The organism is Polaromonas sp. P1_A2, from assembly GCF_056406895.1.
Genome location: NZ_JBFTZI010000002.1, coordinates 886,018 through 898,703 on the forward strand (window position 1 = coordinate 886,018; position 12,686 = coordinate 898,703).

Annotated in this window: 13 protein-coding genes; 8 read left to right on the forward strand and 5 right to left on the reverse strand. The window is 65.8% G+C overall.

Features of this window, described 5'->3' with window-relative positions:
- Positions 1–130: 130 nt before the first annotated feature.
- Positions 131–1,222 carry an acyltransferase family protein gene (locus AC1D09_RS11160; protein ID WP_477701050.1) on the forward strand — a complete coding sequence of 364 codons (1,092 nt, stop codon included), beginning with the start codon at positions 131–133 and terminating at the stop codon, positions 1,220–1,222.
- A 29-nt stretch (positions 1,223–1,251) separates the two neighbouring features.
- Here AC1D09_RS11160 and AC1D09_RS11165 read toward each other — a convergent pair whose 3' ends face one another.
- Positions 1,252–2,340: an OmpA family protein gene (locus AC1D09_RS11165; protein ID WP_477663809.1), complete on the reverse strand. Its 1,089-nt coding sequence runs from the start codon at positions 2,338–2,340 to the stop codon at positions 1,252–1,254.
- Between the two features lie 417 nt (positions 2,341–2,757).
- On the opposite strand from AC1D09_RS11165, the gene AC1D09_RS11170 reads away from it, so the two are divergent.
- The 4 genes from AC1D09_RS11170 (at position 2,758) to AC1D09_RS11185 (ending at position 4,731) form a co-directional block, all read left to right on the forward strand.
- On the forward strand, positions 2,758–3,225 hold the full coding sequence (locus tag AC1D09_RS11170) for a hypothetical protein (RefSeq protein WP_477663808.1): 468 nt from the start codon (positions 2,758–2,760) through the stop codon (positions 3,223–3,225).
- Between the two features lie 120 nt (positions 3,226–3,345).
- Positions 3,346–3,990: a glutathione S-transferase gene (locus AC1D09_RS11175; RefSeq protein WP_477663807.1), complete on the forward strand. Its 645-nt coding sequence runs from the start codon at positions 3,346–3,348 to the stop codon at positions 3,988–3,990.
- 39 nt (positions 3,991–4,029) lie between these two features.
- Entirely contained in the window at positions 4,030–4,416 is a 387-nt protein-coding gene (locus AC1D09_RS11180) for a hypothetical protein (RefSeq protein WP_477663806.1), read from the forward strand.
- Between the two features lie 57 nt (positions 4,417–4,473).
- On the forward strand, positions 4,474–4,731 hold the full coding sequence (locus AC1D09_RS11185; RefSeq protein WP_477663805.1) for a hypothetical protein: 258 nt from the start codon (positions 4,474–4,476) through the stop codon (positions 4,729–4,731).
- Between the two features lie 6 nt (positions 4,732–4,737).
- On the opposite strand, the gene AC1D09_RS11190 is transcribed toward AC1D09_RS11185, so the two are convergent.
- The 4 genes from AC1D09_RS11190 to AC1D09_RS11205 form a co-directional block, all read right to left on the reverse strand.
- The gene (locus AC1D09_RS11190) at positions 4,738–4,998 is read right to left on the reverse strand and encodes a UBP-type zinc finger domain-containing protein (protein ID WP_477663804.1); all 261 of its coding nucleotides are present in this window, start codon (positions 4,996–4,998) and stop codon (positions 4,738–4,740) included.
- A gap of 11 nt (positions 4,999–5,009) precedes the next feature.
- On the reverse strand, positions 5,010–6,716 hold the full coding sequence (locus AC1D09_RS11195) for an FAD-dependent oxidoreductase (protein WP_477663803.1): 1,707 nt from the start codon (positions 6,714–6,716) through the stop codon (positions 5,010–5,012).
- Between the two features lie 290 nt (positions 6,717–7,006).
- Complete coding sequence (locus AC1D09_RS11200; RefSeq protein ID WP_477663802.1) at positions 7,007–8,158, reverse strand: DSD1 family PLP-dependent enzyme; 1,152 nt, start codon at positions 8,156–8,158, stop codon at positions 7,007–7,009.
- A gap of 35 nt (positions 8,159–8,193) precedes the next feature.
- Positions 8,194–9,237, reverse strand: a complete 1,044-nt coding sequence (locus AC1D09_RS11205) for an ornithine cyclodeaminase family protein (protein ID WP_477701051.1) — start codon at positions 9,235–9,237, stop codon at positions 8,194–8,196.
- A 76-nt stretch (positions 9,238–9,313) separates the two neighbouring features.
- On the opposite strand from AC1D09_RS11205, the gene AC1D09_RS11210 reads away from it, so the two are divergent.
- From AC1D09_RS11210 to AC1D09_RS11220, 3 genes are all read left to right on the forward strand, one after another.
- Entirely contained in the window at positions 9,314–10,789 is a 1,476-nt protein-coding gene (locus tag AC1D09_RS11210; RefSeq protein WP_477701052.1) for an MFS transporter, read from the forward strand.
- An 80-nt stretch (positions 10,790–10,869) separates the two neighbouring features.
- Positions 10,870–12,129, forward strand: a complete 1,260-nt coding sequence (locus AC1D09_RS11215; RefSeq protein ID WP_477663799.1) for a DEAD/DEAH box helicase — start codon at positions 10,870–10,872, stop codon at positions 12,127–12,129.
- Positions 12,129–12,584, forward strand: a complete 456-nt coding sequence (locus AC1D09_RS11220; RefSeq protein ID WP_477663798.1) for a hypothetical protein — start codon at positions 12,129–12,131, stop codon at positions 12,582–12,584. The genes AC1D09_RS11215 and AC1D09_RS11220 overlap by 1 nt, the downstream gene beginning before the upstream one ends.
- The last annotated feature ends 102 nt before the right edge of the window (positions 12,585–12,686 follow it).

Below are 12,686 nucleotides of genomic sequence, written 5' to 3' on the forward strand. Positions count from 1 at the left end.
CTGTTCAACACCCTGTTAAGCGCTGTTTCAAGGCGCTTACAAAGCCTTGCTACCATGGGTGCGTCCCCCCCATCACCAGGGCCCCGCGCCCGCCGCCGGCACACCGCAGGCATCGATGATTTCCCCCACCATGAACCGCCGCAACCCCGCCATCGACATCGCCAGGGGCATAGGCATCCTCCTTGTGGTGCTGGGGCATAACTGGACAGTCCTGCAGGAAAGAGGCGAGCTCTTCCGGGTGATTTATTCCTTTCACCTGCCGCTCTTTTTTTTCCTGTCGGGCCTGTTCCTGAAGGACAGCGGCGACCTCGGGAAATCGCTACTGTCGCGCGCCGACACGCTGCTCAAGCCCTACTTCGCCGTGTTGCTGCTGCTGGGCATCGGCGAGATGCTGGCCCCGCAGGCTGTACCGGTGGCCGGCACCACGCCGCTCGCGTATTTCACCGGCGTCCTCTATGGCACCGCGCCCACCATTGCCTGGACACCGCTGTGGTTCTTGCCGCATCTGTTTGTCGCCTCGGTCCTGGCCACGGCTTTGCTGCGCGCCACCCGGAATCTTCCCAGGCGCAACACCGCGCTGTGGCTGCTCGCCTCTGCCCTGCTGGCGGCCGGCGTGGGCTGCATAGACGGGTTCTGGCAAACCGGCACCGGGGAGGCGCTGCGCTTCATGGGCCTGGAGCGTTTGCCCGGCCTTCCCTGGAGCCTGGACCTGCTCCTGGTCAGCACACCCTTCATGCTCTTCGGCCATCTGCTCGGCAAGCCCGTGGCGGCCCTGCGTTTCAGCCTCCCGGGGTTTGCGGCCGCTGCCCTCGCCTTCGCCGCGCTGCACAGCTGTTCCGGCGAAACCATGGACCTGAACCTGCGGGTGTACGGCCATCCGCTCATCGCCACCTTGCAGGCGGGGCTGGGCATCTATCTTGTGCTGAGTGTTTCCGCGCTGTTGCAGCGCCATGCGCTACTGCGGCGCCCGCTGGCTTATATCGGGTCGGCAAGCCTGTTTATCCTGCTGTTCCATTACGTCGTGCAGGGACGGGTTTTTCTGCTGCTGTCCCACGTCAGCCGCAACGAGGTGTCCGTAGGCGCGGCAAGCTTTGCCGCAGGGGTGATGCTGCCCCTGGTTTTGCTGGAGCTGGTGCGAAGGCAAAAGTATCTGGTACTGCTGCTGTTGCCCATGCGCGCCGGCCCCGCGCTGCCGCAAAATGCCCCCGGCAAATCGCCGTGAACCGAGCCGCCGCTTGCCTGGCGGTCTGCTTATTTGCCTTTGGGCGTGATCACCACATCCACGCGCCGGTTGCGGGCCCGGCCCTCCTCGGTGGTGTTGTCGGCCACGGGCTGCGACTTGCCATAACCCTTCACCGCAAGGCCCGCCGCGGGCACGCCTTCCTGCGACACAAAATAGTCCTTCACCGCGGCGGCCCGCTTGTCTGAAAGCGCCTGGTTGGCGGCCTCATTGCCGACATTGTCGGTATGGCCCGAGACCATCACCGCCGCATCCGCGAACTTCTTCACCCGGTCGGCCGCTTCATGCAGCGTCTGCCGCGCTTCGGGCTTGAGCACCGCCTTGCCGGTATCGAAGAGCACGGCCGAATCGAGCGCAATGGTGACCGCCTTGGGCGGCGTGAATGCGTCGAAGTCGTAGGGGCCTTCGAACCTGGCGCGGAAATCCACCGTTTCCGCCGACAGGTCCAGCCGCAGGATCACCGGCTGGCGTTTGTCGACCTTGCAGCTCATCACGCCGCGCTTGTCCAGCGTGGTGTTGCCCAGGGAAAGCTCGCACAGCCGTTCGGAGCGCAAGGTGTACAAGCTCACCGCCAGCGCATTGCTCGTGGCGGCCGAGATGTTTTTGCCGTCGCCCGTCACGACCAGCTCGCCCGGCCCGGCATTGAAGGCGTAGTAATACGACACGGCCTTTTTGATGCCCTCACCCTTGATGCGGTTGCCCTTGAGCCGGGTCGGCTCGTCGATGTCGGTGGAGCCCGCGCCCGCAATCACCGGGGCCGCACCGGCCGCCTGCGGCACCGGCAGCTCGACAGGGCCTTCCAGCGCCAGCGCGTAATCAATCGTCTCTTCGCTGAGGTCCAGGCGCAGGATCAGCGGCTGGGCTTTTTCGACCTGGCAATTGAGCGTGATGGTCTTGTCGGCATTGGTATTGCCGTGTGATTCGGAACACAGTTTGTTGGCTTTGAGGTCATACAGCCCAAAGGCCAGCGCCTGGGTCGCGCCGCTGGGCGAGTTCTTGGCCGTGGCGGTGATCTTGATGGCGCCGGGGCCGCCGTTGAGCGCGTAGTAGTAGCTCAGCTTCTGCTTGATGCCCACGCCTTTGATTTCTTTGGCAGGCAAAGGTGTCGGGCTGTCGGGATCGGTGGATGCGGCTGGCGCCATCGCAGCGGGTGCGGCAGGGGCAGACGCAGGCGCCGAAGGCGTTGCGGCAGGTACCGCGACCGCCGCCGGCACCGCGGCTGCCGCCGGCCGGGGAGCCTCGTCTTTTTTTCCGCAGCCGGCCAGTGTGAGGCCCAAGCCTGCAGCCATGCCCAGCAGCACAAGTTGTTTTGTGATTGTCATAAGCCTCCCAGATGGTTCTTGCTGTTGTGATGCCAGTCCGTAATGTGCGGTACGGCGCTGTTGACTGTCAATCGCGATATCCCAAAGTAACTCGAAGTAACCGAAGGGCAAACCAGGTGAACGATTCATGCCGGCAGCTTCCCGGCGCCAACCGGATTTCAGCGCTACGATGGCTTCATCCCCAGGAGATGCGTCATGAACGAGGAACTCTCACGTCTGGCAACCGCGATCCACATGAACGAGCCGCAGTGCGAGCCGCTTCGCCTTGCCTTTGGCCTGGCCTGCGCACAACGCACGGAACACCTGCTCGAAAGCCCGGAGGCCATTCGCTGCCTGGCGGTGCTTCGGTCTTTTGTGGAAGGCACATCAGACCGGCCCGCCCTGGCGAAGGCGGCACAGGAAATTGCCAGGGTGGCCAACAGCCACAGGGGATCCAACTCCATTGATGGCTCGGCCCACGCAGCCGTCTCCGCCACCTACGCCGTGGCCAATGCCCTTGCCGGCCAGGCCCTGGACGCAGCGGGCTACGCGGCTTACGCTGCCGTCTATGGTTACGGCGGTTACGCGGTCACCGACCCATCGGCTTTTGAAGGGGAGTTCGCCTGGCAGCTTGAAAAGTTAAGCGAACTGGCCCGGACCTTCACGGTGCATAGCGACGGCTGACACGGTGCCCCATCCGGTTTCCGCACAAGGCCTGTACGTGTGCCGCTTGCGCGGTATAAACGTCAGGTCTTCTTGATTCCCTTCGCATTCGTGACCGGCCAACCCTGAACAGGAACTCCCATGCAGCTCATAGGAATGCTCGACTCCCCCTACGTCCGCCGCGTAGCCATTTCCCTGCAGCTTCTGGGCCTGCGCTTTGAGCACCAGTCGGTCTCGGTGTTCAGCACCTTCGAAAAATTCCGCGCCATCAATCCGGTCGTCAAGGCACCCTCGCTGGTCTGCGACGACGGCACGGTGTTGATGGATTCCACACTCATCATTGACTATGCCGAAGCGCTGGCGGCGCAGGCGCCGGCCGGCAGGAGCTTGATGCCTTCCACGCTGGCCGAGCGCCAGCAGGCCCTGCGCGTGATTGGCCTGGCCCTGGCCGCCTGCGAAAAAAGCGTGCAGATCATTTACGAACGCATGCTGCGCCCCGCCGAGAAACTGCACCAGCCCTGGGTGTCGCGCGTGACCAGCCAGCTGCTGGCGGCCTACGGCGAACTTGAGGCCGAGCTGCAGCGCAAACCCCTGGCCGTGAGCAGCGACACCATGGGCCAGGACGGCGTGACCGCAGGCATCAGCTGGCATTTCACGCGGGCCATGCTGCCCGAGGTGGTGAACGCGGCGGACTTCCCGGCCTTGCGCGAGTTTTCCGCGCGGGCTGAGCAGTTGCCCGCGTTCATGGCTGCGCCGCATGGCGACAGCACCTACGTTTCCCGCTAAAGCCTTTTTGCATCCGCCGAATCCCCAAGGAGACCCCGCATGAAAAAGTCGCTGATGGTCCTCGCGCTTTTTTTCGCAAGCTTTCAGGCGGCCTTCGCCATGTCGCTCAAGGATGCGGGAGAAAACCTTCTGTACTTTGAGCATGCAAAGCTCAGTGCCGAGCACTGCGAGAGGCAGCAAGTTGCCGTCCGGCCCGCTTTCAACAGCTGGCAGCAGCAAACCCTGCCCCTATACCGCCAGTCAACCGATGCGATACGCGCCGAGGGCGCCAAAAGAGGGCTGTCCAGGTCCGAACAGGAAGATGTTCTTGCCGCGGCGATTGAGAACCAGAGAAAACTTGCACAGGACAACATCGCCAGAAAAGGCGTTGCCTGCAAGAACTTCGGGGCGGTTCTGGATATGTATTCCGGGCTGCTCAAGCGCTGAATATCCAGAAGACGGCCGGGGTGGACGGGTCCGCCCCCGGCCGCTAGGATGGACAGCATGGCCCCAGACTCCATTCCCGCCCCGGAACCCAATCCGGAATTCTCCGAACAAAAGGTCAATGAGGCCAGGGATGCCTGGTGCACAACCTATGTCCATGTCTGGGCCGATCTTTCGAAGGGCCACTACGACAAGGACGCGGTGCAAAAAGCCGCCGACGAACACTGGCAGCGCAGCCCGCGATCCAGCCCGGTGATGGTGGCCACCACGGAGTTCACGAAGGCGGCGAAGGCCGCGCCGCCGCCTGCCGCGCCCTAACCCTCCCTAGCCCACCTGCAGCTGGTGCTCATAACACCACATCCAGCTTTCGCCCGGTTCAAAGGACTGGATCACCGCATGGCCCGTGGCCTCATGGTGTTTGCTCGCATGCTGGTTGATGGAGTCGTCGCAGCAGCCGATATGGCCGCAGTGCACGCACAGCCTCAGGTGCACCCAGGTGCCGCCCATGGCCAGGCACTCTTCGCAGCCTCTGGCATTCGGTGAATGATTCTCGGCGGGAACATGGTCGCAGGGTTTGATACGCATCAGGAATCTCCTCAGGCCGTTGCCGCGGCGCGTTCCATGGCCGCCAGGTGCTGGTGGATCATCGCGACCGCCGCCGCGCCCTCGCCGATCGCGCCGCCCACACGCTTGACGGATCCGCTGCGCACGTCGCCCACGGCGAACAGGCCCGGGATGTTGGTTTCCAGCGGCGCGGGTTTGTAGTCGGAATGTTTGCAGGTCACGCTTTCGCCGGTGCGCACAAAGCCGTGCGCGTCCAGGGCCACGCCGCAGCTGTCCAGCCAGGCGGTTTCCGGGTCCGCGCCTACAAACAGGAAGACATTGCGCACCTCGGCGTCGTGTTCGGTGCCGCGCTGGCGGTTGCGCCAGGTCACGGCATTCAGGCCCGCGTTGCCGTCGCCGTGCAGCTTGACCACCTCGGTCTGCGGCAGCAGCTCGATATTCGGCGTGGCATCTATACGGTCTATCAGGTAGCGCGACATGCTGGCCGCCAGGCTGGGGCCACGCACCAGCATGTTGACCTTGGCCGCGTGCTGCGACAAAAACACCGCGGCCTGCCCCGCCGAATTGCCGCCGCCCACCAGCACCACCTCGGTCTGGCTGCACATTTTGGCTTCCAGCGCCGAGGCCCAGTACCAGACGCCGCGGCCCTCAAACTCGGCCAGGCGCGGCACCTCGGGGCGGCGGTAGCGCGCGCCGCTGGCCACCACCACGGTCTTGGCGCGCAGCACGCGGCCGTCGGTCAGCTTCACATGCAGCTCGCCCTTGATGGCCTTGGCCGCGCAGTCCAGCGACTGGGCCTGCGCGGGGATCAGCATCTCCACGCCGAATTTCTGCGCCTGCACATAAGCGCGGCCGGCCAGCGCCTGGCCCGAGATGCCGGTCGGGAAACCCAGGTAGTTCTCGATGCGCGCGCTCGCGCCGGCCTGGCCGCCATAGGCGCGGCAGTCCAGCACGATGACCTGCAGGCCTTCGGAGGCCGCATACACGGCCGTCGCCAGGCCGGCGGGCCCGCCGCCCACCACGATCACGTCGAACAGCTCGCTGCGCTCGGCGGTATCCACCATGCCCATGCAGCGGGCCAGCTGGTTCTCGCCGGGGTTCACCAGCACCGAGCCGTCGGGGCAGACCGCCAGCACGTCGCCGGCGGCGGCGCCATACTCCACCATCAGCGCGGCGGCATCGGCGTCTTCGGCAATGTCGACCACATGGTGGGGTTCACCGTTGCGGTTCAAAAAGCTTTGCAGCCGCACCACGGCGGCCGACTGCGGCCGGCCTATCAGCACCGGTCCGCTGGCGCCGGCTTCGATCAGCGCGACGCGCCGCAAAATCAACGCGCGCACCACACGCTCGCCCAGGTCGGCCTCGGCAATGATGAGGGCACGCAGCTGGCTGGGCGGCACCAGCAAGGTGTCCACCTCGTCCTCGGCATGGCCGTCCACCAGCGCCGGCGCGCCCGACAGCTGGCCCACCTCGGCCAGGAACTGGCCCGGCCCCTGCGTGACGATGGGCACCACATGGCCCAGGCCGTCGCGCTGGGTGATGGTGACCGAGCCCTTGAGCACCACAAACATGCCGGGGCCGGGCTCGCCGGCGGCAAACAGCCTGTCGCCTCTTTTGAAATGCAGCACGCTGCCAAAGCGGCGTATGCGCGCGATCTCCGCCGGGCTCAGCACCGGGAACATCTGGTGGCGCCGGCTCTCGGCCAGCGGCGGGGGTGTGGGGGTTGGGTCGTCAGCCATCAAAAACTCCGGTGCGCGTGAGGATGGAAACAGGCAGCGCTTGCACAGCGCCATGCCGACATGATGCCGGATTAACGGCCGGCATGGCGACTGCTACAAACTTTTGCGCGGCCAGGTCCGGTTGCTGGCCTCGGCTATTTCATTTCGAAACCAGCGGCGACAACATGTGCCGCTGAGCCGTTCACAAAACCCAGCGAAGCGGTCCTGGCTAGGCGCGCCGCCGCAGACAGTGCTCCAGCACGGCAAGGCGGCTGCAACAACGCCAGGAGGGTTTTTGAGCGGCTCAGCCGTTACCAGCCGTACAAACGGCGCCAGCTCGCCACTTCGCCGTTCTCGGCCAGCGCATGGTACTCAGGATGCTGCGCGCCGGTGGCGCAAGCGTGGTTGGGCAAAATGCGCAGCTGCGTGCCGACCGGGAAACGCTTCGCGATATCGGTATCGGGCGCGCCTTCGCGCGAGAGTATGCCGTGCTCCTGGTTGGCGCCGCTGAGCACATAACCGGCCAGCACCTCGCCCTCGGCATCACAGACCTGGCCGTAGCCGAAGTCGTGTGCCTGTTTTTGGGTGCCGCGGTCGCGGCTCATGGCCATCCAGCCGGCGTCCACAATCGCCCAGCCTTTGTCCACCTGGTGGCCTATCACCGTGGTCAGCACGCTGAGTGCGATGTCGTCGGTGGTGCAGACGCCGATGTTGTGCATCACCAGGTCAAAGAACACATAGACCCCGGCGCGCACCTCCGTCACGCCGTCGAGCTGCGCCGCCGACAAGGCCGTGGGCGTGGAGCCCACGCTGACCACCGCGCACGGAAATCCCGCCTCGCGCACACGTTCGGCGGCCCGCACGCAGGCGGCGCGTTCCTGCTCGGCCATGGCAGCCAGCGCCTCGGGCGTGTTGAGGTCGTAGCTGGAGCCCGCATGCGTCATCACGCCGCCCAACACCATGCCGCCCTGGTGCAGCGTACGCGCCACGTCCAGCAAGGCGGCCTCGCCGGGCTTGATGCCGGAACGGTGGCCGTCGCTGTCGATTTCTATCCAGACCTCGAATTTTTCGCCGTGCTCTCGGCCGAAGGCGGCAATCGCCGCGGCCGAGGCCACGCTGTCAGTGATGATTTTGAGGTCGCAGCCCTGGCGCCGCAGCGCCAGCGCCTGCGGCAGCTTGGCCGGCACCATGCCGACGGCATAAAGGATGTCGTTAAAACCGTCGGCGTAAAACTGCGCGGCCTCCTTGAGCGTGGACACCGTGATGCCTTCGGCCCCGGCCCTGGCCTGGGCGCGCGCCACCGGCGTGCATTTGCTGGTCTTGACATGCGGCCTGAAACGCACGCCCAGCGCGTTCATGCGCTGCTGCATGCGTTCAATGTTGCGCTGCATGCGCGCCAGGTCAATCACGGCGGCGGGTGTGTCCAGGGCGGCCAGGGGGTGGGACTGGGTGGTGGCGGTCAAGGGAGTCTCCGGGGGCTATGTGGGAATCAATCAAATTACCAGGGCCAGCTGATGCGCTGGCCCTTGCCGGCAAGGCGCGCGCGCTGCTCCAGCATGCGCGCAACCGTGAGGTCTTGCAAGGCGATGCCGGTCATGTCAAACACGGTGATATCGCTGGCGCCGCGTGTAAATACGGCCTTGCCCGACAGCACATCGCCGATTTCGGTGCAGGCGGTGTCGGGCGCCCATTGCAGCTCGCCTATGCCGCGCGACTGGGCGGCATCGTCCACAAACACGCGTGCCCTGGCCAGCAGGCCTTCGGGCAGCTCGCGTTTTCCCTTGGTGTCGCTGCCCACGGCATTGATGTGGGTGCCGGGCTGCACAGCGGCCAGTGCGAACAGCGGGCCCTTGCCGGTGGTGGCCGTGATCAGCACATCGCTTTGGGCCACGGCGGCATTCACATCGGCCGCATGCGCGATGGCGCACTGCCCGGCAAACTTCGCCTCAAACGCCGGCTTGGGTGCGCCGTCGGCCGTCGCGTAAAACACCTGGCGCAGCCCGGGCAGTTGGCGAATGGCAAAGCGCAGCTGCGCCTGCGCCTGCACGCCGGTGCCAAAGACGCAGACCGTGCGGCTGTCCGGCCGCGCCAGCTGCAGGCCCAGGCCGCCGGCGGCGCCGGTGCGCTCGGTGGTGACGGCGTTGCCGTCTATCAGGCAGGTAGGCCGGCCGGTGGCGGGGTCAAACAACATGATGGTGGCCTGGTGGGCGTCTGCGCCTCGCGCGGGGTTGCCGGGCCAAAAACCTGCTGCCTTGAAGCCCAGCAGCGACTGCGCGCCCACGTCGCCCGACTTGATGCCGAACACACCGCCGGTGGCCAGCCTTTCACGCACCAGCGAGAACACGCGGCCCTCTCCCTGGCTGTGCAGCACAAAGGCCTCGCGTGTGGCCTCCAGCACATCGGCAGGCAGCAGCATGGCCTCTACCGCGTGTTTGTCCAGCAACAGCAGTTGTGCCTCGGCCGGTGGAATGGCGTTTGGCGCAGTCTGGCCAAAGCTGGCAGGATGGCGCTTGGGGCCGGGCGTTTGGGCTTCATTCAACATCTGGAAATATTATCCATTATTGGACAATTTGTCAAACAAGCTACTTCCCTTTCACCCGTCCATTGCAGGAGACTCCATGCCCGGCAACCCGCACGCCCCTTGTGACGAAGGCATCATCCGCGCCCAGGCCGGCGACTGCGGCGTGACGCCGCACCCCAAGCTGGCGCTGGCCGCCACGGTGCTGGGTTCTTCCATGGCCTTTATCGACGGCTCGGTCGTCAACATCGCCCTGCCCGCCATACAGCGCGACCTGGCCGGCGGCTCGGCCTCCGGGCTGGCCGAGATGCAATGGGTCATCAATGCCTATTTGCTCTTGCTGGGCTCGCTGGTGCTGGTGGGCGGCTCGCTGGGCGACCGCTTTGGCCGGCGCAAGATTTTTATCATGGGCATCGCGCTGTTTACCGCCGCCTCCATCGCCTGCGGCATCGCGCCCGGGCCGCTGGCGCTGATCGCGGCGCGCGCCCTGCAGGGCGTGGGCGCGGCGCTGCTGGTGCCGGCCAGCCTGGCCATCATAGGCAATGTGTTCGAAGGCGAGGCGCGCGGCAAGGCCATAGGCACCTGGGCTGCCTGGGCGGCGATCACCGGCGCGGCCGGGCCGGTGCTGGGCGGCTGGCTGGTCGATGCCGTATCGTGGCGCGCCATCTTCTTTTTGAATGTGCCCATGGCAGTCGCCACCGTGTGGCTGGCCCTGTACGCCGTGCCCGACAGCCGCGACCCCGACGCGCCAAAGCAGCTGGACTGGCCCGGCGTGCTGCTGGTGGCCACCGGCCTGGGCGGCCTGACCTACGGCCTGACCCTGGCGCCCGAGCGCGGCTGGCAGGCGGCCGAAGTGCTGGGCCCGATCGCGCTGGGCGCGGCGCTGCTGCTGGCCTTCGTCTTTGTGCAGGCCCGCACGCGCGCGCCCATGATGCCGCTGGGCCCGTTCAAGTCGCGGGATTTTGTGGGCACGAATTTGCTCACGCTGCTGCTGTACTTCGCGCTCAGCGGCGCGCTGTTCTTTTTGCCCTTTGTGCTGATAGGCGCCTTCCACTATTCCGCCACTGCCGCGGGCGCGACCTTGCTGCCCTTCTCGCTGCTGCTGGGCTTTCTGTCGCCGGCCACCGCCAGACTCACCGAGCGTTTTGGCGCGCGCGCCATGCTGATGGCCGGGCCGGCCGTGGCGGCCGCGGGTTTTGCGCTGCTGGCCCTGCCCGGCGTGGGCTGGCCTTACTGGGCCGGCTTTTTCCCGGCCATGGTGGTGCTGGGCCTGGGCATGACGATTGCCGTCGCGCCGCTGACCACCACGGTCATGAACGCCGTGCCCGCCGCCCATGCCGGCATCGCCTCGGGCATCAACAACGCCGTGGCGCGTGTGGCCGGCCTGCTGGCCGTGGCGCTGCTGGGCGTGGTGTTTGCCATCGTGCTCCAGGGCCCGGTGCAGTCGGCCCCGCCCGAAGTGCTGGTCGCGGCCTTTCGCTGGGTGGTGCTGGGCTGTGTGCTGTGCGCGCTGGGCGCATCGGCCTGCGCGCTGCTGTTTCTGGCGCCGGCCGGGGCTAAAAGCACGCGGCCTTAAACTTGAGGCTTCAGGCGGCCTAACCGGGCTCGCTCCACGCGGCCAACACCGCGTCCTCCCACCCTCCTCCACACCACCCCATGCCATTTTCCTCACTGGGCTTTTCGCCCGCGCTGCTGCCCCTGCTGCTGCGCGCCCTCGACGAAAAAGGCTATACCGCCCCCACGCCCATACAGCAGGCCGCCATCCCGGCGATCCGGGAAGGCCGCGACCTGGTGGCCTCGGCGCAGACCGGTTCGGGCAAGACCGCGGCCTTTGCGCTGCCGCTGCTGCAGCGCCTGGCGACCAGTGCCGCGCCCAGCGGCCACCGGCCCGTGCGCGCGCTCATCCTGGTGCCCACACGCGAGCTGGCCGCGCAGGTCGGCGAGGCCATCGTGAGCTTTGCCAAATATTTGCCCCAGCGCGTGAAAGTCGCGGTGGTATTTGGCGGCGTCTCCATCAACCCGCAGATGATGAATCTGCGCGGCGGTGCCGACATCGTGGTCGCCACACCGGGCCGCCTGCTGGACTTGATCGACCACAACGCCCTGACCCTGGCCGGTACCACCAGCCTGGTGCTGGACGAAGCCGACCGCCTGCTGGACCTGGGCTTTGGCGAGGAACTCCATCGCATCCTGGCCCTGCTGCCGGCCAAGCGCCAGACGCTGTTTTTCTCCGCGACCTTCCCACCCGCGATTGAAGCCCTGGCCGCCAGCCTGCTGCGCAACCCCTTGCGTGTGGAAGTCGCGCCTGTTGTACAAGCCGTGCCCGACATTGCCCAGCGCGCGATTGAAGTCGACGCCCCCCGCCGCACCCAGCTGCTGCGCCACCTGGTGCAGACCGAAAAGTGGGAGCGTGTGCTGGTCTTTGTCGCGACCAAACACGCGGCCGAAATCGTCGCCGACAAACTGCGCAAGGTCGACATCCAGGCCGAACCCTTCCACGGCGAGCTAAGCCAGGGCAAACGCACCCAGGTGCTGCAGGACTTCAAGATCAAGGCCGTGCAAGTCGTGGTCGCCACCGACGTCGCCGCGCGCGGCATAGACATTGCCCAGCTACCGGTCGTCGTCAACTACGACCTGCCACGCTCGGTCACCGACTACACCCACCGCATAGGCCGCACCGGCCGGGCCGGTGAATCGGGTGTGGCCGTGAGTTTTGTGAGTGTGGATACCGAGGCGCATTTCAAGCTGATTGAAAAGCGCCTGGGCCTCAAAGTGCCGCGCGAGCAGGTCGTGGGTTTTGAGCGGGTGGAAGTGGCGGCGGTGAACCCGGCGGATCCTGCGGGGACCGGTGGGATCAAGGGGAAGCGGCCTAGCAAGAAGGATAAGTTGCGGGCTGCGGCGGCAAAGGACAGCTGATGAACATCGTGCAGATCACTAGGATAGCGCTGGCGCCCTGCAGCATGGCTCTTGCGCTACTGGCAAACCCATCCGCGTTCGCGGCGGACCCGGATATCCAGGGCTGCTGGCAAGGCGAAAGCGTTGTCATCTACCTCAAGGAGGGAAGCAGCAGAACCCAGGCTGGCAATTGCTCTTTCAAGGTCGTTTCAGACCGCATCCTCATGCGTTGCCCCGTGTCCGGCAGTGAAGCCCAGATTGATTACAGCTACCGCATCACCAAGCCGGGCACCTATACCGCCACCATGATCTCTCACAGCTCCCGCCCCGATCTTGTGGGAGGAAGCCGCGACTACGAATATCGCCTCGAAGGTGAACGGCTGCTCATCACCACCTATCCACAAACAACCACTCCGTTGGCGCCTACAGCCGCGGTCAAGGTTGAATCGGTTTCGATTCGGGCAGCTTGCAAATAGAGCCTGCAAAGGCCAAGACTTGCCCGGCGCCTTTAAAGCTGGCGTTACAAAGGCGGCGACCTCACGCCCCTGGAAAAGCTCGTCCTCACGGCCGTCTTGGCG

Bases quoted from the DNA above. Each gene is read 5' to 3' on its own strand.
- AC1D09_RS11160 (WP_477701050.1), top strand. From the start codon at position 131: ATGAACCGCCGCAACCCCGCCATCGACATCGCCAGGGGCATAGGCATC.
- AC1D09_RS11170 (WP_477663808.1), top strand. From the start codon at position 2,758: ATGAACGAGGAACTCTCACGTCTGGCAACCGCGATCCACATGAACGAG.
- AC1D09_RS11175 (WP_477663807.1), top strand. From the start codon at position 3,346: ATGCAGCTCATAGGAATGCTCGACTCCCCCTACGTCCGCCGCGTAGCC.
- AC1D09_RS11180 (WP_477663806.1), top strand. From the start codon at position 4,030: ATGAAAAAGTCGCTGATGGTCCTCGCGCTTTTTTTCGCAAGCTTTCAG.
- AC1D09_RS11185 (WP_477663805.1), top strand. From the start codon at position 4,474: ATGGCCCCAGACTCCATTCCCGCCCCGGAACCCAATCCGGAATTCTCC.
- AC1D09_RS11190 (WP_477663804.1), bottom strand. From the start codon at position 4,998: ATGCGTATCAAACCCTGCGACCATGTTCCCGCCGAGAATCATTCACCG.
- AC1D09_RS11195 (WP_477663803.1), bottom strand. From the start codon at position 6,716: ATGGCTGACGACCCAACCCCCACACCCCCGCCGCTGGCCGAGAGCCGG.
- AC1D09_RS11205 (WP_477701051.1), bottom strand. From the start codon at position 9,237: ATGTTGAATGAAGCCCAAACGCCCGGCCCCAAGCGCCATCCTGCCAGC.
- AC1D09_RS11210 (WP_477701052.1), top strand. From the start codon at position 9,314: ATGCCCGGCAACCCGCACGCCCCTTGTGACGAAGGCATCATCCGCGCC.
- AC1D09_RS11215 (WP_477663799.1), top strand. From the start codon at position 10,870: ATGCCATTTTCCTCACTGGGCTTTTCGCCCGCGCTGCTGCCCCTGCTG.
- AC1D09_RS11220 (WP_477663798.1), top strand. From the start codon at position 12,129: ATGAACATCGTGCAGATCACTAGGATAGCGCTGGCGCCCTGCAGCATG.